Annotated in this window: 16 protein-coding genes, 1 tRNA gene and 2 pseudogenes; 14 read left to right on the top strand and 5 right to left on the bottom strand. The window is 40.6% G+C overall.

All coding sequences use genetic code 11. From position 1 onward, the window contains the following. Positions 1-66: 66 nt before the first annotated feature. The gene (locus HC246_RS08745; RefSeq protein WP_169363045.1) at positions 67-870 is read right to left on the bottom strand and encodes a TIGR01548 family HAD-type hydrolase; all 804 of its coding nucleotides are present in this window, start codon (positions 868-870) and stop codon (positions 67-69) included. A 60-nt stretch (positions 871-930) separates the two neighbouring features. Between HC246_RS08745 and HC246_RS08740 the strand changes: the two genes are divergently transcribed. Next, the gene (locus HC246_RS08740) at positions 931-1,230 is read left to right on the top strand and encodes a 30S ribosomal protein PSRP-3 (RefSeq protein ID WP_009627931.1); all 300 of its coding nucleotides are present in this window, start codon (positions 931-933) and stop codon (positions 1,228-1,230) included. A gap of 79 nt (positions 1,231-1,309) precedes the next feature. On the opposite strand, the gene psbC is transcribed toward HC246_RS08740, so the two are convergent. Next, positions 1,310-2,701 carry a photosystem II reaction center protein CP43 gene (gene psbC, locus HC246_RS08735; protein ID WP_169363044.1) on the bottom strand — a complete coding sequence of 464 codons (1,392 nt, stop codon included), beginning with the start codon at positions 2,699-2,701 and terminating at the stop codon, positions 1,310-1,312. Between the two features lie 221 nt (positions 2,702-2,922). Then, on the bottom strand, positions 2,923-3,990 hold the full coding sequence (gene psbD, locus HC246_RS08730) for a photosystem II D2 protein (photosystem q(a) protein) (RefSeq protein ID WP_169363043.1): 1,068 nt from the start codon (positions 3,988-3,990) through the stop codon (positions 2,923-2,925). Between the two features lie 575 nt (positions 3,991-4,565). Between psbD and HC246_RS08725 the strand changes: the two genes are divergently transcribed. The 4 genes from HC246_RS08725 (at position 4,566) to HC246_RS08710 (ending at position 7,583) form a co-directional block, all read left to right on the top strand. Next, positions 4,566-5,213 (top strand): type IV pilin-like G/H family protein, encoded by a 648-nt coding sequence (locus HC246_RS08725; protein WP_169363042.1) that lies wholly within the window; start codon positions 4,566-4,568, stop codon positions 5,211-5,213. 15 nt (positions 5,214-5,228) lie between these two features. Further along, positions 5,229-6,167 carry a pentapeptide repeat-containing protein gene (locus HC246_RS08720; protein WP_169363041.1) on the top strand — a complete coding sequence of 313 codons (939 nt, stop codon included), beginning with the start codon at positions 5,229-5,231 and terminating at the stop codon, positions 6,165-6,167. Between the two features lie 20 nt (positions 6,168-6,187). Continuing rightward, positions 6,188-6,982 carry a sterol desaturase family protein gene (locus HC246_RS08715; RefSeq protein ID WP_169363040.1) on the top strand — a complete coding sequence of 265 codons (795 nt, stop codon included), beginning with the start codon at positions 6,188-6,190 and terminating at the stop codon, positions 6,980-6,982. Between the two features lie 61 nt (positions 6,983-7,043). Next, entirely contained in the window at positions 7,044-7,583 is a 540-nt protein-coding gene (locus HC246_RS08710; RefSeq protein WP_169363039.1) for a rhodanese-like domain-containing protein, read from the top strand. A 35-nt stretch (positions 7,584-7,618) separates the two neighbouring features. Here HC246_RS08710 and HC246_RS08705 read toward each other — a convergent pair. Further along, positions 7,619-7,692, bottom strand: a tRNA-Pro gene (locus HC246_RS08705). Positions 7,693-7,775: 83 nt separating this feature from the next. Here HC246_RS08705 and HC246_RS08700 point away from each other — a divergent pair. The 3 genes from HC246_RS08700 to HC246_RS08690 all read left to right on the top strand — a co-directional run bounded on the left by HC246_RS08700 (position 7,776) and on the right by HC246_RS08690 (position 12,858). Then, the gene (locus tag HC246_RS08700) at positions 7,776-8,891 is read left to right on the top strand and encodes a glycosyltransferase family 4 protein (protein WP_169363038.1); all 1,116 of its coding nucleotides are present in this window, start codon (positions 7,776-7,778) and stop codon (positions 8,889-8,891) included. 93 nt (positions 8,892-8,984) lie between these two features. Then, on the top strand, positions 8,985-10,241 hold the full coding sequence (locus HC246_RS08695) for an Era-like GTP-binding protein (RefSeq protein ID WP_169363037.1): 1,257 nt from the start codon (positions 8,985-8,987) through the stop codon (positions 10,239-10,241). A gap of 235 nt (positions 10,242-10,476) precedes the next feature. Then, complete coding sequence (locus HC246_RS08690; protein WP_169363036.1) at positions 10,477-12,858, top strand: PAS domain S-box protein; 2,382 nt, start codon at positions 10,477-10,479, stop codon at positions 12,856-12,858. 39 nt (positions 12,859-12,897) lie between these two features. Here the strand turns inward: HC246_RS08690 and HC246_RS08685 are convergent, their stop codons facing one another. Further along, the gene (locus tag HC246_RS08685; RefSeq protein ID WP_318655960.1) at positions 12,898-13,230 is read right to left on the bottom strand and encodes a sterol desaturase family protein; all 333 of its coding nucleotides are present in this window, start codon (positions 13,228-13,230) and stop codon (positions 12,898-12,900) included. A gap of 42 nt (positions 13,231-13,272) precedes the next feature. Between HC246_RS08685 and HC246_RS08680 the strand changes: the two are divergent. The 6 genes and pseudogenes from HC246_RS08680 (at position 13,273) to HC246_RS25850 (ending at position 16,142) form a co-directional block, all read left to right on the top strand. Then, positions 13,273-14,315 (top strand): annotated as a pseudogene (locus HC246_RS08680) (IS630 family transposase). Positions 14,316-14,318: 3 nt separating this feature from the next. Beyond that, positions 14,319-14,642, top strand: a complete 324-nt coding sequence (locus HC246_RS08675; RefSeq protein WP_169364532.1) for a type II toxin-antitoxin system PemK/MazF family toxin — start codon at positions 14,319-14,321, stop codon at positions 14,640-14,642. Between the two features lie 92 nt (positions 14,643-14,734). Next, a complete protein-coding gene (locus HC246_RS08670; protein WP_169363035.1) occupies positions 14,735-15,001 on the top strand; it encodes a hypothetical protein in 267 nt (88 codons plus the stop codon). Next, complete coding sequence (locus tag HC246_RS08665; RefSeq protein WP_169363034.1) at positions 14,998-15,396, top strand: type II toxin-antitoxin system VapC family toxin; 399 nt, start codon at positions 14,998-15,000, stop codon at positions 15,394-15,396. The genes HC246_RS08670 and HC246_RS08665 overlap by 4 nt, the downstream gene beginning before the upstream one ends. Before the next feature lie 111 nt (positions 15,397-15,507). Then, on the top strand, positions 15,508-15,744 hold the full coding sequence (locus HC246_RS08660; protein ID WP_169363033.1) for a hypothetical protein: 237 nt from the start codon (positions 15,508-15,510) through the stop codon (positions 15,742-15,744). Further along, positions 15,741-16,142, top strand: a pseudogene (locus tag HC246_RS25850) (putative toxin-antitoxin system toxin component, PIN family). Before HC246_RS08660 ends, HC246_RS25850 begins: the two are co-directional and overlap by 4 nt. The last annotated feature ends 166 nt before the right edge of the window (positions 16,143-16,308 follow it).

Genomic DNA, 16,308 nt, shown 5'->3' with positions numbered 1-16,308 from the left:
AAAGATTGATTTTTAAATGCTTAACACAGTGATAGCTTGTAAAGCTAGATCTATGTTAACGCTAATTCAACAGCTAGGACTTTGCGATAGATTAAGCTGTGGCGTTAGTTCCAACACACTGTTTAAAACAATGTCTGCACCATTTTCTTTGAGCAATGCGGCATAGCGATCGCGCAAATTCTCAGTTACATGGGGCGGAATGACCCCAACGCCAACATACTGGTAACTTGGGTTATGATTCCTTGCCTTGATCACTGTGATCATATCGGCAACCGTGTCACCGATATAGACAATTAACTCTGTAGGGTTGTCTTTTTTACTATCAATTTGTTTTACAGCCAGCAAAAGTCCTGTGGGGTCAGGCTTGCCAGATGCATCCTCCATCGCCACTAAAATAGGATCAACAATTTTTAACCGCTTCAAAACATAACTAGCCGAAGCCCTAGTTGCCCCACTAAAAAATCCCCAACAAATGCCTGCTGTTGTCAAGCTCTGAAAATATTCTGTTGTCGCAATCAGAGGCTCTGTCGCAATATATCCATCTGACCAATCAGGATTACTACCCCGATAACGACTCTGAAAAAACGCAACAATGTCGTCATAATCGATCTTGGTGACCTTTCCTAGCCCCTGAAAATATCTTTTAATTAGCTCTTGAGATGCTTCCCAGTCATTGTTCCAGATCCCCTCAGCTTTTAATTCATCAATTTCTTCAGGGCTAGGGCGATATGCTGAATTTGTAAAATATTCAACCGTGTCAGCTAAGGCGCGACGATAGGAACCCGACACATCTCGAATCACGCCATCAATATCAAATACAAAAGTTTTGCTGTTTGTTGAGTCTGAGGCAACTTTTGAGGTTTCAATCATGTTATATTGCAAGATCGCTACTTTAATATGTAATTTAACTTTTCTTGGAGGTAGGTAGCATTGTCCCAGTTTATTCTAAAAATCTTATGGTTAGAGAATAACGTAGCTCTTGCCGTCGATCAAGTCGTAGGCAAAGGTTTCAGCCCTCTCACCAAGTATTTCTTCTGGCCCCGTGATGATGCTTGGGATCAACTTAAATCAGAAATGGAAAGCAAGCCTTGGATTGCCGATCAAGATCGGATCGAGATTTTAAATAAGGCAACCGAAGTAATTAATTACTGGCAGCAAGAGGGCAAAAATCGCCCCATGACAGAAGCTCAAGGTAAATTCCCTGATGTCATATTTACTGGTAGTAACTAGAAAATATAAAAGGGGCGCAATGCGCCCCTTTTTTTATTTAAAAAGGTTTCGCATTGCGAAACCTTTTTAATTTTAGAAACTATTTATCGAGTGCAGGCATCGAAAGTACAGCTTCAGTCTCGCGGTCAATACCCTTTTCAAAACCAGCAACTGCTGCGCGTGCGCGACCAGCGTGCCATAGGTGACCAACTAAGAACATGAAGGACAATACAAAGTGAGAAGTTGCCAACCAAGAACGAGGAGAAACAAAGTTTACCGCGTTGATTTCAGTGATAACACCACCTACTGAGTTCAAAGAACCCAAAGGAGCATGGGTCATGTACTCAGCAGCGCGACGTACTTGCCAAGGCTGAACGTCATTCTTTAGTTTGTCGATGTCCAAACCGCTAGGACCACGGAGAGGCTCTAACCAAGGACCACGGAAGTCCCAGAAACGCATGGTTTCACCACCGAAAATAATTTCGCCAGATGGAGAACGCATGAGGTATTTACCAAGACCTGTAGGACCTTGAGATGTTGCAATGTTTGCACCCAGCTTTTGGTCACGAACGAGGTAAGTAAATGCTTGAGATTGAGAAGCTTCAGCACCAGTAGGACCAAAGAACTCACTAGGATAAACGGTGTTGTTGAACCATACAAAGCAAGTAGCAATAAATGCCATCAAACTCAAAGCACCAAGACTGTAAGAGAGATATGCTTCACCAGACCAAACGAGAGCACGTCTTGCCCAACCAAAAGGCTTAGTTAGAATATGCCAGATACCGCCACTGATCAAGATTAAGCCGAGCCAAATATGTCCGCCAACTACATCTTCAAGGTTGTCAACACCAACGATGTTACCTTCACCGCCAAAGGGCGAATTTAACAAATAGCCAAAGATGATAACAGGGTTAAGAGTAGGGTTGGTGATCACACGCACATCGCCACCACCAGGTGCCCATGTATCATAAAGTCCACCAAAGAACATCGCCTTGAATACGAGTAGAAGAGCACCAAAGCCCAACAAGATCAAGTGATAACCAATGATGTTGGTCATTTGGTTCTTGTCTTTCCAGTCGTAACCAAAGAAAGAAGAATAATTTTCTAAAACTTCGGGACCACGCAAAGCATGATAGATACCACCAAAGCCAAGAATAGCAGAGGAAATCAAATGTAAAACACCAACTACGAAGTAGGGGAAAATGTCTACAACTTCGCCGCCTGCGCCAACACCCCATCCTTGAGTCGCAAGGTGAGGAAGGAGAATCAAGCCCTGTTCGTACATTGGCTTTTCGGGTACAAAGTGAGCGACTTCAAATAAAGTCATTGCCCCAGCCCAGAATACAATCAGACCAGCATGGGCAACGTGTGCGCCCAGCAGTTTGCCAGAAAGGTTAATGAGTCTTGCGTTACCAGACCACCAAGCAAAGCCAGATGAATCTTGTGTACGCCCACCCACTCCTAGCGAGTTTAAGTTAATGGTCGTCGTCACGAGAGGTTATCTCCAGAAAACTTTTTATAGGTTTAAAGTGCAAATAATTTTTAAGCTATCAGATATCAGCTTATTAGCTGCTAACGTCTAGAGGTTTGATGAGAATCATCATAATCTAAAAACTAGTCCAACTGTGCTGATATCTGATAGCTAAGTTGTTACCAAAATATTTTGCATATTGGATTTATAAAATCTATGCAAAATATTTTGAAATGTGGAGATTACAGTGCGTTACCACGAGGTAGTACTTCTTCAGGGAAGATGAATTTTTCGGCTGGTTGGTCTTGAGGAGCCATCCAAGCACGAATACCTTCGTTCAAGAGCAAGTTCTTGGTGTAGAAGGTTTCAAATTCAGGATCTTCTGCGGCGCGGACTTCTTGAGATACGAAGTCATAAGCACGAAGGTTCAATGCTAGACCAACGATACCAACGCTGCTGAACCATAGACCAGCTACGGGTACGAATAGCATGAAGAAGTGCAACCAACGCTTGTTGGAGAAAGCAATACCGAAGATTTGGCTCCAGAAACGGTTAGCTGTAACCATGGAGTAGGTTTCTTCTTCTTGGGTTGGGTTGAAAGCTTTGAAGGTGTTTGCGTTGTTACCATCGCCATCTTCAAACAAGGTGTTTTCTACGGTTGCACCGTGAATAGCACAAAGTAATGCGCCACCAAGGATACCTGCTACGCCCATCATGTGGAAGGGGTTCAGAGTCCAGTTGTGGAAACCTTGTAGGAACAAGATGAAGCGGAAAATGCCAGCTACGCCGAAAGTAGGACCAAAGAACCAGCCAGATTGACCCAAGGGGTACATCAAGAATACTGATACGAATACGGCGATAGGACCAGAGAAGGCGATCGCATTATAAGGACGGATACCAACTAGACGAGCGATTTCAAATTGACGGAGCATGAAGCCGATCAATGCAAATGCGCCATGTAGTGCGAGGAATGTCCATAAACCACCAATCTGACACCAGCGAGTAAAGTCGCCCTGTGCTTCAGGTCCCCATAGGAATAGCAAGGAGTGACCAACGCTCAATGCAGGAGAAGATACAGCTACGGTCAAGATGTTGCATCCTTCAAGGAAGCTAGAAGCTAAACCGTGGGTGTACCAAGATGATACGAAGGTGATACCTGTAAACCAGCCACCAATAGCTAAAAATGCGGTGGGGAATAGCAATAAGCCACTCCAACCAATAAATACAAATCTGTCGCGTTTCAGCCAGTCGTCGAGGAGGTCAAACCATCCTCTTTCGACTTCTTGCGACCTGCCCATTGCAATGGTCATATTCTTAAATCCTGCTTTAACTACGAGTATTTATATGGATTTGAAATTAGCTTAACACATCTTTACGTTTGCCTTCTGACAAAATGATCACATACCTCAAACCCTCTCCGAACAAGGGATCTAGGTATGTTTACAAAGTATATACATCCGACAATAAATCTTAAAAAAGTGTTAAGGAGGTGTTGATATCCTCCCAAGGGAGTAAATACCAGTAATTTAATATATTAGTTAACAATATAGCAGGACTAGATCAAGTCGTTTTAAAAATGACTTAAAGCACAAAGACAAGTACAAATACTGATGTTTCTAAGTTAAGTATTTGTACTTATATAAATAGCTAGGTGCAACTAATATATAAAACCCAAAAACTGTGGCGCACGCTGCGCGTGCGCCACAGTTTTTGGTTATGTTTTTTTAATTGTTGATTTGAATGATCGCCGTTTTAGCTCGTCACGTAAGTTCGCGATCGCGATCGCACCTTTGTACTCAACCCTAGGGCAAGATTAACCTAAGCCTGTCGCAGGAATCCCGAAGTGTGTTTGGCTAGTTAACTTTTAGGTCAAGAGGTAATCGAAATGGTTCAGCAAACTAAAAAAGAACAGCCTGAATTGTTGTTGCAAGTTGACGATGATGATCGGGAAAATCAATTAGTCTTGGAAACTGAACAAGAGGCGATCGCTGATTTACCTCAAGATGAATTACCACTCCAGAAGCCGAAAAAAACTAAGAGATCTCTTTTACGTTGGATTGTTTATGGTGGCTTAGGTTTTGGCATCCTTGCTATAGTATTACCTGCTTTTTTAGGTCAGTCTGTTGGTTGTGGCAACAAAGCCCGTAATTATGAAGGCAAAACCTATGTGGGTAGTATGAATAGAGCGCAACAGGCTTTTTGGCTAGAAAAATCAGCCTTTGCTAAGTCTATTCCTGCTTTAGATCTCGGTATACAAGAAGAGACGAGCAATTTTAAGTATGAGATTCAGCGTTTGCCACTTGTGTCCTATCAATATGCAATTCCTAAAAACGACAAAGTGAAAGGTTTTGTTGGTGCGGTATTTGTGGTTGCGCCAGAAAATAATCCTGAGAATAATTCTGAAAAAAGAGAGATTACCACTGTCGCTATCCTTTGTGAATCTCAAGGAACAGGATTGCAAGAAAAGTTGTCCAAACCATCATTGCAAAACGGGAAGCCAACCTGTGCTGAAGGAACGCTTTCACTAAACTAAATCTGAGGTTTACCAATGAATAGTTATGTCAATTATCGCTATCAGGATTTCCAAAATCAGTCATTTCGTGATGAATTTCGAGTAGACAGTGGTAACTATGCTGACTTTACTGGTTCTAGATTAAAAAGTTGTGATTTTCGCGGTGCAAGTCTGGTGGGTGCTGATTTTTCAGAAACAGTGATCGGGCGCGATGAGAAAACATTTCAATCGGCGATCTGGCAAATCACCTTACATATTGTCTTGGGAATTCCTCTGGGAATAGCATCATGGTTTTTGAGCCAATTTACCCTTGCGGGTTGTGGGGTATCAGAGGCTAATCCCTATGCATGGCTGACAGATCCTTTTATTTGGATTGCCGCTTTTGCGACGGCAGCCACTATTTCTAAAGGAAAGGCTTTAATGCTCTTTTTAGGACTGGCTTTTTTGATGGCTTTAGCAAGTTCACTTCATAGCGGTGTTTTAGCTGGAATAAGTGGAATTCTCATGGTACTAGGCGCATTAGGGATGTCGCTATTTGGAATTTATCTGGGCTACTCAAAAGGCTCGATCGCTGTGGGTATGGTATGGATGGCAGTGGGAGTATCTTCAGCAATTTCCGCAGGTTATAGTTGGTTACACTACCAAGAAATTCATTACGCAATCTTGTTCGCAATTCTGACGATTATTCCAGCTATTTTGGCAACTAAAGCTTTTAACCTCCATTTTGCTAAGGTAAAGAGGTCGGCGATGACTTCTTTTTGTGGCGCAAATTTAACTAGATCAAGATTTGTAAATGCAGTTTTGCAGAATTGTGATTTTACAATGGCAAAGTTAGAGGATGTAGATTGGTGCGGTGCAACCTTTAATAATTGCAAGTTTCCTAAAGGCTGGTCTCCTAATTGGAAAAAGGAGATCGCCCAAGATATTAACGCTAATCAATCGGTTGAAAAATTAGCTGCTAAAGAATCTCAATAATTAAAATTTATCTTGACTAAATGCTAGAAATACCTGATGTCATAAAAGGGATATTGATTCTAATTTGTGTATTTATTCCACTTGAGAAAGTATTAGCTTTGCATCAGCAAAATCTATTTCGTGAAGGTTGGCTAACTGATCTTTGTTATTATTTCTCAGGCTATTTTATTGGCAAAGGAACGATACAGATTTTAATAGTATTTGCCTTGCTTAGCCAAGGTTCAATACCGATGCTATCTAGGTTTGTATCTCAACAACCACTTAGCTTGCAAGTAGTAGTTTCTATCTTGATTGGTGATCTTTGTTTTTATTTTGCCCATCGCCTATTACATACTGTGCCTTGGCTATGGCAATTTCACATAATTCATCATAGTTCAACCAATATCGATTGGCTAGCGACAGTTCGAGTGCATCCTTTCGAGCAGATATTTACTAAAGCTTGTCAAATGATTCCCCTTTATTGGCTAGGATTTTCGACAGAAGCTTTAGCAATTTATGCAATTTTTTCTAGTGCGATCGCCTTTTTTGTTCATGCCAATATTCGTATTCAGTTTCCCGTTGTAAAGTGGATTATTGCGACACCAGAGTTTCATCATTGGCATCATGATCGCAATCCTAAAATATCTAATAAAAATTTTGCGGTTCAGTTGCCAATTATTGATTATATATTTGGCACTTGGCATATGCCTCAGGGTGAAAATCCAACTAAGTATGGCAATAAATTGAATATTAAGACTAGTTACTTAAATCATTTAATCTATCCATTTCAAAGTATTAGAAATCGTTTCAATATCAAAATTAGGGAAAAAATTTAGAGGTGATATGGGGTGCTTCGCACCCCATATCACCTCTAAATTAAAATATTACGAGGGAATAATGAATTCCAATATAGACCACATCAAAACACATAAATTCCAGCAAGTTTTTGCTAACCGTAGATATTTGCTTCCTTTAGCGGTAGTTGGCGCTCTCTTGGTAGCTGGGACTGGAACCCTGAGCATTCTTGCTTATCAACATCAAATGAGTTTACCTGTCTATTTGCAAAGCTTTAGTACGCCGCAAATTTCTGTGCAGGAGTTAGCTAGTGGCAAGTTCAAGTCTGTACTGCTAATCGATGTGCGATCATTTGAGGAATATCAAGAGGATCATATTGGCAATAGTCAACTTGTCTCACTTACAGATATTGAGTCAGGTTTGGGTATTTCACAGGTGAAAACTATTTTGCAAAGTTATGAAAGAACTCACCGTGATAAACCAACAATTATTTTGTACTGCACATCGGGAATGCGATCGATCAAGGCAAATCACCAGCTTAGCCATAGTGGCTACCAAGCCTTGACTCTAACGGGTGGCATTACGGCATGGCGTAAACAATTTACGCGATCGCAGGATTTGCAAGTATTAGCAGCCAAATAAAAAAGCACCTTGCGGCGCTTTTTTATTTATTTAAGTCGGGATGATAGGATTCGAACCTACGGCATCCTGCTCCCAAAGCAGGCGCGCTACCAAGCTGCGCTACATCCCGTTGCGAATATCTATGTTACAACAGAAAGCGCAAAATAAGCAAAAATAATCCCAAAATAATTTTTATGGGTTTGATGGGTATAAATGATTTTCAAAAATAAAATTTATCATTGTTCTGCTAGTGCTGCTGTCGCTGGTGGGGGCATCAAAACCTATATTAATGGCTTGTATGCAGCGATGCCTGATACCTTTGCGGAGGAGATCATCGCTAATCCTTTGGATTATGATCAAAGTCATTTTCAACTGTTGCATATCCACGAATCTAATGGATTACTGCACTTAAGAAATCATTGCCCTGCGGTATTTACAGCTCATAATCATGATGTTTACTGTGCCAGTGGCTCGAAATATTTTACGGTTACAAAATCTAGTTGCGATCGCTTATTAAATGGTTGGGGATGCACATGGGGACATTTTGTTGATGGTTGTGGTAGTCGGCGACCACCGCAAGTACTGAAAAATTGGCAACGAGCAATTACAGAACTCAACGCCTTGAAAAAACTTGAAATCTTAACGATCGCTAATAGTGAATATGTGCGATCGCAATTGATTGCCAATGGCTTGCCTGCATCTCAAGTAGTGACCTTACGCTGTGGGATTGCCGAGCCAACCAGTATTCATAGGGAGCTTACCGAAGAAGTTCACCAACAAAAAAGGATTTTATTTGCTGGTCGGATCGTGCCAGATAAAGGTTTAGATTGGCTGCTCAAAGCAATGCCTCTAATAGATCCACAGATTCAGCTTGACATTGCTGGCGATGGTTGGGCGATGCCTAAAGTGTTTCAATTAGCTGAAGATTTAAAGATTTGCGATCGCATTACTTGGCATGGCTGGTGTCAGGGCGAAAAATTAGAGGATTTGTATAGGAATAGTTTTGCGGTTATTTTTCCGAGCGTTTGGCCAGAACCTGCGGGCTTAGTCACATTAGAAGCTTATGTAAGGTTTCGAGCTGTGATTGCTAGCGATGTCGGAGGCATTCCTGAGCATATTCAAGATGGCAAAACTGGTGTTTTAGTGGCTCCTAATCAAGTTGAACAGTTAGCAACGGCAATTAATGAGCTAGCTATTAATTTTGATAAGGCTCGTGTACTTGGTATCGCTGGAAATGAGCTATTTCACAATGAGTTTACCCTTGCTATTCATGCACAGAAACTAAGCGAGATTTATGAATTAGCGATCGCTCAATTTAACCAAAAGTAGCGAATTAGATTAATAAAGAATTGATTTTTGAGATCTGGCTTCGCTTCACCACAAAAAATCGATTCTTTATATAATATTTGTGTTGTTCTAACCTTGATTGCATTGTTTCCCCAGAAAACTGACATAAATAAGCTCATCTATACATCCCTTGCCCATGAACTGCTGGTCAAATATCGTGACTTATTTCAATCAGAGCTAACAAATCGAGAAACTGAGGAAATAGCCTTTTTGCAAGAGAAGCTAGACCAATTTACGATCGCGATCGCGGTTTTTGGAATGGTATCCAAAGGTAAAACTTCCCTATTGAATGCTCTATTTGGGCAAAAGCTAGGAGAGACAGGAGCAATCCATGGAGTTACTAAGGGAACTAGCATTTATGAATGGAAGATCCCGATGGACAATCCTGAAAATGGAGAGCAGTATCATAAATTAGAATTACAGCTTATTGATACGCAAGGGCTAGATGAAGTTGGTGGAGAAATCGGTGGAGCTACTGCCCTTGAAGCAGCTAAGCGTGCGGACTTGATTTTGTTTGTGATTGCGGGAGATATGACTCGGCTAGAGCAGGAAGCGATCGCACAACTCCAAAGCTTCTATAAGCCAATTTTGTTGGTTTTTAATAAAGCCGATCTTTATCCTGAAAGTGATCGTCATGCGATTTATCGTGCCTTACAAAATGAGGAAATGCGTAAGCTCATTTCGCCACAGGAGATCGTCTGTACAGTAGCTGACCCTTTGCCAGTGAAAGTCCGACTGCAATATAGTGATGGTAGGGAAAGCCAAGAGATTTGGGAAAAGCCACAACCTGATGTATATGCCTTAAAAACAAGAATTCTCTCTTTGCTTAATACGGAAGGAAAAGCTCTATTGTCAGTTAATGTATTGCGAGCATTATTAGAAATTCAAGATGTTCTCACACAGCGTCATTTACAGAAAGTGCAATCCTTAACGGCAATCACTGCATTAGTATTTAGTGTTGAGTCACTCGGTCTATTGATATCGCCTCATCTATGGCTTGATAGCATAATTAGTGGCACTTGCCACAGCATATTTGCACTGTGGCTCATTGGCAAATATCCTAGTCAAAAGAAATATCTGTGGTTACTGCTTATTGTCGCGATCGCTTGTCTATCTGGAGAACTAGGCGGCAATAGCGAAGTCATGCGTTACCTACAAATCCTCTGGACTGGTTTGGGTATATCGATACTCTTCCAAGGCATTGTTGCTGATCTGAACCGTAGTCGGGGTTATGGAAAGTTTGGCGCAAAAAAACTAATGGAAGTAATTTTTCAATCTGTTCCCACTAATTCAATATTGTGGAGATTTCACAACCATTCTGACCAAGATTAGGGACTTGCTATTAATTAAAGTACCTGTGGCTTCGACTCCGCTCAGCCAACGTTAGCTGAGCGAAGTCGAAGCTAGATAACTTTGGTGGGACATTTTTTATCCGCAAGTCCCTTAACGCATTGACGCTGTAATTTTGTGGTCATTTCATCTGGGAGTTAACAACATTTGCTGAAAAATTGTAGAATTGTTTCAGGGTTTTTATATTTCATAATCTTCCCCTAAGGCGATCCTAAATATGCCAAACAATATTTACATCGATCTGGCGATCGCGCAAAACTTCATCACTGTTGAATCAGATGTAGCGTTACTGGACGTGATTCGGATCATGAATCAGGCAAATGCGGTGACGCGAGAGCACCAATCTGAATATGGATGGTTGTTAGATCAGGAAATCTGTGTTTTGGTGACTACTCACAATAGTTTGATGGGGATATTTACAAAGGGGGATGTACTGCGGTTAATTGAGCAGCAAGTGGATTTGCAGAAATCAAAAATTGCCGACGCGATCACTCAGCCCGCGATAAGCATTAAGTATTCGCAGATTCCAGATCTTGCTACAGTGTTGAGTCTCTTAGAGAATTCACCTAATCGCTACTTACCTGTAATAGATGAATTTGAGCAAATATTGGGAGTTGTGACACCAGAGAGTTTTCTCTTGGCAAAAAATAAACAAACTGAAGATACTTTAAATAATGTTGAAGCTCAAAAAAGAGCAGTTTTAACGGCAATTCCTGACTTAATCTATCGTATTAGTGCAGATGGGACTTATTTAGAGTGCTTTTCTAGTAATTATGTTGCTGATTTGCTTCCTGATGGCTTGGATATTGTCAATAAACATCTTTCCGATGTTTTACCTCCAGAGCTAGCCTCCCGTAAATTGCAATCGATTAAACAGGCGATCGCTACTGGTTACATTCAGTCATTTGAACAGCAATGGAATATTGATGGCAAGGTGCAATATGAGGAAGTTCAAGTTGTCAAAGTCACTGATCAAGAAGCCTTGACTATTATTCGTAATATTAGCGATCGCAAGCAGTCTGAAGCTGCCTTACGAGAATCAGAAATGCGATTTAGAAGTGTCTTTGATTCTGCGGCTGTAGGCATTTCCTTAGCAACTGTCGATGGTCAACATATTGCGGTCAATCAATCCCTATGTCAGATGCTGGGCTATTCGGAAGATGAGTTAATAGTTTTAACCTTTCAAGATATTACTCATCCTGATGATATAGAACTTGATCTCTATCACCATCAAAAATTGCTCAGAAATGAAATTGATAGCTTTCATATCGAAAAGAGATATCGCCACAAAAATGGGCATTTTATATGGGTAATGCTGAGCGTTTCGATCGTACGTGATTTTCAAAACCAGCCTCTATACGATATTGCTTTAATTCAAAATATTAGTGATCTTAAATTTGCTCAACAGGAATTATCTAATCTCAATAAAGACTTAGAAATGCGAATTCAGCAAAGAACTGCTGATCTAGCAGAGAGTGAAATGCGTAAACAGCAATTAATTAATGCAATTCCTGATTTACTGCTTAGGCTGAAACGGGATGGAACCTGTATTGATTGTATCTTGCCGACAATTCCTGATAAAGAAGCTTTTGTGCCCATTAAGCATCATATTTCGGAAGTCTTATCTCCTAGTGTTTTAGTGGAACAACTTGAAGTATTTGATCGGGCGATCGCTACAGGAGAGGTACAGATTTATGAACATAAACTCCTAAAGTATGATGAATGGGTATATGAAGAAGTGCGAATTAGTCCCTGTGGAGAAGATGAAGTTCTAGTATTAGTGCGGAATATTAGCGATCGTAAGCAAGCAGAAGAAGCTCTATACCTGAGTAACGAAAAGCTGATCGCTACTAATAAAGAGCTAGAGCGGATGACTCGGCTCAAGGATGAATTTCTGGCGACGATGAGCCATGAATTGCGTACTCCACTCAATGCGATTTTAGGGATTTCGGAAGGACTACAAGAGCAAGTTTATGGGGAACTGAATCAACGGCAAAAAAATTCTCTTGCCACAATTCAAAAAAGTGGTCAACATCTCTTGGCACTCATTAACGATATTTTAGATGTTGCGAAAATTGAGTCAGGAATGTTTACTTTAGACCTAACTTCAGTTTCACTAACTTCTCTATGTGAGAGTAGTCTGAGCTTTGTAAAACATCAAGCGGCTAAAAAAAATATTCAATTACAACTCATTATTAATCCAGATCTCCCTAAGGCAATCATGATTGATGAAAGGAGAATGCGCCAGTTACTGATTAATTTGTTAATTAATGCGGTGAAATTTACACCTAAGGGGGGCATGGTCACATTAGAAGCCAAATTAGCTGATGGTTCTTACTGTGAAATGGAAGAAACGTATAAAAGTAAACTGAGCTTTTCTGTGTCTGATACAGGAATTGGCATATCTCAGGAAGACATTTGTAAGCTATTTCAGCCTTTTGTGCAAATTAACAGCAATCTCAGTCGCCAATATGCAGGTACTGGCTTAGGACTTAACTTAGTGAAAAAGCTGGCGGAATTGCATGGTGGATATGTCAATGTTGAGAGTAAAGTCGGGCAAGGTAGTTGTTTTACAGTCACTTTTCCCTATGACCTGTAGCAATGCCTAAAAGATGATTAGTATTGTTTTGCGCCATATTCATACTTTAGATTTGCGAAAAGGATAAAGTAATTGCTGCCAATAAGTACTAGGGATAATTTCATCAACTCCATATTTGATAGGAATTTTACCCTTAGGGACATAGTATGTGCCAAACATGAAATCGATAATCGGGAATCCTGAAAAATTCTTATCCCTTGCTTCTAAATCGTTGCTGTGATGCCAGTGATGGAAGTCAGGGGTAGCAATGATGCGGTTGAGAAGTGGAAACTGGAATCTTGTATTGGCATGATTTAAAATTGGTAAAACTGAGGCAAATACAAGATATGCGCCAAAAGTTTCCCTCGTGAATCCTAATAAAAATAGAGGAATTCCTAAGAGTAAAGATGGAAGAAACGTTAACTTTTCTCCAAGATGCTCCGAATAACATTTACCAAAGAAGAAATAGATGCGCTACATTACGAAAGATTCCATCACCCGCATCCACGAGTGCAGAGAAAAATGGAAGCACTATACCTAAAAAGCCAGAAATACCCACACAAGGAAATTACGAAACTACTAAGAATCACTGAACCGACACTGTTGAGCTATTTACGAGATTATAAAGAAGGTGGGATAAGCCAACTCAAAGAACTGACCTTTAATCGCCCCCAGAGTGAACTAAAACAGCATCAAGAAAGTTTAGAGATATATTTTCGAGAACATCCACCTAAAACGCTGGCTCATGCAGCAGCAACAATTACCGAGTTGACAGGGATTGTCCGTAGTCGAGAACAGGTGCGTCATTTCCTGAAATCGATGGGAATGAGTTGTCGTCGAGTGGGGCTAATACCTGCAAAGGCTGACCCAGCAGCACAAGAGGAATTTCTTAAAAAAAACTAGAACCGCGCTTAGAGGAAGCTAAATCTGGACAAAGAGCCGTTTTCTTTGTTGATGCTGCTCACTTTGTCCTTGGAGCCTATTTAGGCTTTTTGTGGTGTTTTGAACGCTTGTTTCTTAAATCTGGGACGGGAAGGCAGCGTTTTAATGTCCTCGGTGCACTTAATGCTGTTACTCATGAGTTGATTACTGTGACTAATGATTCTTACATCAATGCTCAAAGTGTTTGTGACTTACTCCACAAACTTGCGGCTTTGGGTTTGACTATACCCATTACTCTTGTCTTGGATAATGCTCGTTATCAAAAGTGTGTTTTAGTTTTTGAGTTGGCTCAGTCATTAAATATCGAGCTTCTTTATTTGACTACTTACTCTCCAAACTTAAACTTGATTGAGCGTCTTTGGAAATTTGTGAAGAAACAGTGTCTCTACTCCGTCTATTACCCTGATTTTGATTCTTTCAAGTTTGCTATTGCTTCTTGCCTTGAGAATTCCCGCACTACTCATAAAGCAGCTTTGGATTCTTTATTGACTTTGCGCTTTCAGTCTTTTGATAATGTTAAGTCTATTCCCTGTTAAGGTATAGTTCAACTCAATCCCTCCGTTGGCAGTGAAATCGGCAAAACCCGTCCAGTCGTGATTGTCAGTAACAATGCCATAGGGATTTTGCCCCTAAAAGTGATTATTCCCATTACTGATTGGAAAGAAAGATATGCAATTCGTACTTGGATAGTAAAACTGGAACCCACAACAGATAATGGACTGAGCAAAACCTCTGCGGCTGATACCTTTCAAGTACGTTCACTGTCTCAAGAGAGATTTGTCCTCAAGCTAGGACAGCTAGACGAGAAATCTATGCAGGATATTCAGCAAGCCCTAATCGTCGTTTTAGATATTTTCCCATAGATAAAATATCGATTTTGACAACATCCGCCACGATCCAATCTTTTCAAGCCTTGATACAATCAAACTAACCACAGCGATTTAATTTCAACCCTATGGAACAAATAACTATTGAACTACCCAAATCCATAACCGATGTTCTTACCACCTACGCCCAAGAACATCAAACCTCATCATCAGCCACAGTCCAAAAAGCAATTCAACAATTTCTCATCCAAGAAGGATACTTAGCAAAACCTAAAAAGCCCTTTCGTTTAAAGCCAGCAACACAGGGGAGTGGATACACCGATACATCTATTAATCATGATGCCGTATTAGCAGAATTCATCTATGCACACAAAATCCAACCCAATCAACCATGAGAGGATTGATTGCTGATACAACGCCCCTCTTTGGAGCGATCGACCCTAACGATCAATATCACTCTAGAGCGCAACTTGAACTAGAAAGAATTGAAATAGAAGATCTAACAGTTTTTATACCTTTTCCCGTTTATGTGAAAACATACAGCTTATTGCTATACCGTCTAGGTTTCAGCTATGCCTATAGCTTCACTCAAAGTTGCATTGACTCCGTGCATCTAATTAATCCAACAGAAGAGGAATATTTAGCGGCTGTTAAAAAAGTATCTCGATATCCCGATCAAAAAATTACCCTTGTAGATGCGATTATCGCAGTCTTATCCGAAAAAATGAATTTGCCAGTTTGGTCATATGATTACCACTTTGATGTCATGGGAATTCCCATATGGCGATAAAAATGGCAAATATAGGCTCAGATTTTGACAGCATCCGCCACGAGCCACTCTTTCAAGCCCTGATACTACAATAAGATCAGTAAACTCATTCATCTAACTCCGTGAGAACCAATGGAAACCTACAAGACCTACATCACCATAGAAAACCCAGAGCGAGTTGTCCTTTCAAACTTACCATTTCAGGCAGGACAGCGTGTAGAAATCATCGTCTTACCTGAATATGACCGAGTTGCAATTAGCCAAAAGCTCAAAGCCCTATTTAAAAAGACTCAAGCCCTACCCGAAGTCAACGAAATCACAGACGCAGATATCGAAGCAGAAGTTAACGCATATAGAAATGGACAATGAAAGTAGTTATTGACACGAATATCTTAGTATCTGCGGCAATTCGTGATGGCATACCTGAGACAGTCATTCAATTTATAGTCGATCACCCTGAATTTGAATGGATTGTCTCTCAAGAAATCATGACTGAATATACAGAAGTTTTGCAAAGGTGAAAACTCAAGTTAAGCGAAGAAGTTCAGCAAGAATGGATTGATTTACTCCAAACCGTTACAAGGCTAATTGAAGTCAATATCGAAGTTGACTTTCCCAGAGATCGCAAAGATGCTAAATTTCTCGCTTGTGCGATCGCTGCCAATGCGGACTTTTTGATAACAGGCGATCATGCTCAAGTATTAAAGACCAATTCAGATTTCGACAACATCTGCCACGCTCCACGCTTTAAAGCCTTGCTCAAATAGGAGAAGCACATGATCACAACTATTTTCTTGGCAGGAAGTTTTTGAAGAACATTAAGAACTGGGATAGTTAGTGCTGCGATCGCAATAGTTTGAAATGCAGAGACTCTGAAGGTTTAGTTTCTCACGATCAATTCGTCCTCGCCAATAATCAACCCTTTCATGAATT

Origin of the sequence: Pseudanabaena yagii GIHE-NHR1 (assembly GCF_012863495.1) — a bacterium.
Taxonomy (GTDB): domain Bacteria; phylum Cyanobacteriota; class Cyanobacteriia; order Pseudanabaenales; family Pseudanabaenaceae; genus Pseudanabaena; species Pseudanabaena yagii.
The sequence above is the reverse complement of the archived record's forward strand: the minus strand, read 5'-3'. Positions and strand labels throughout refer to the sequence as shown.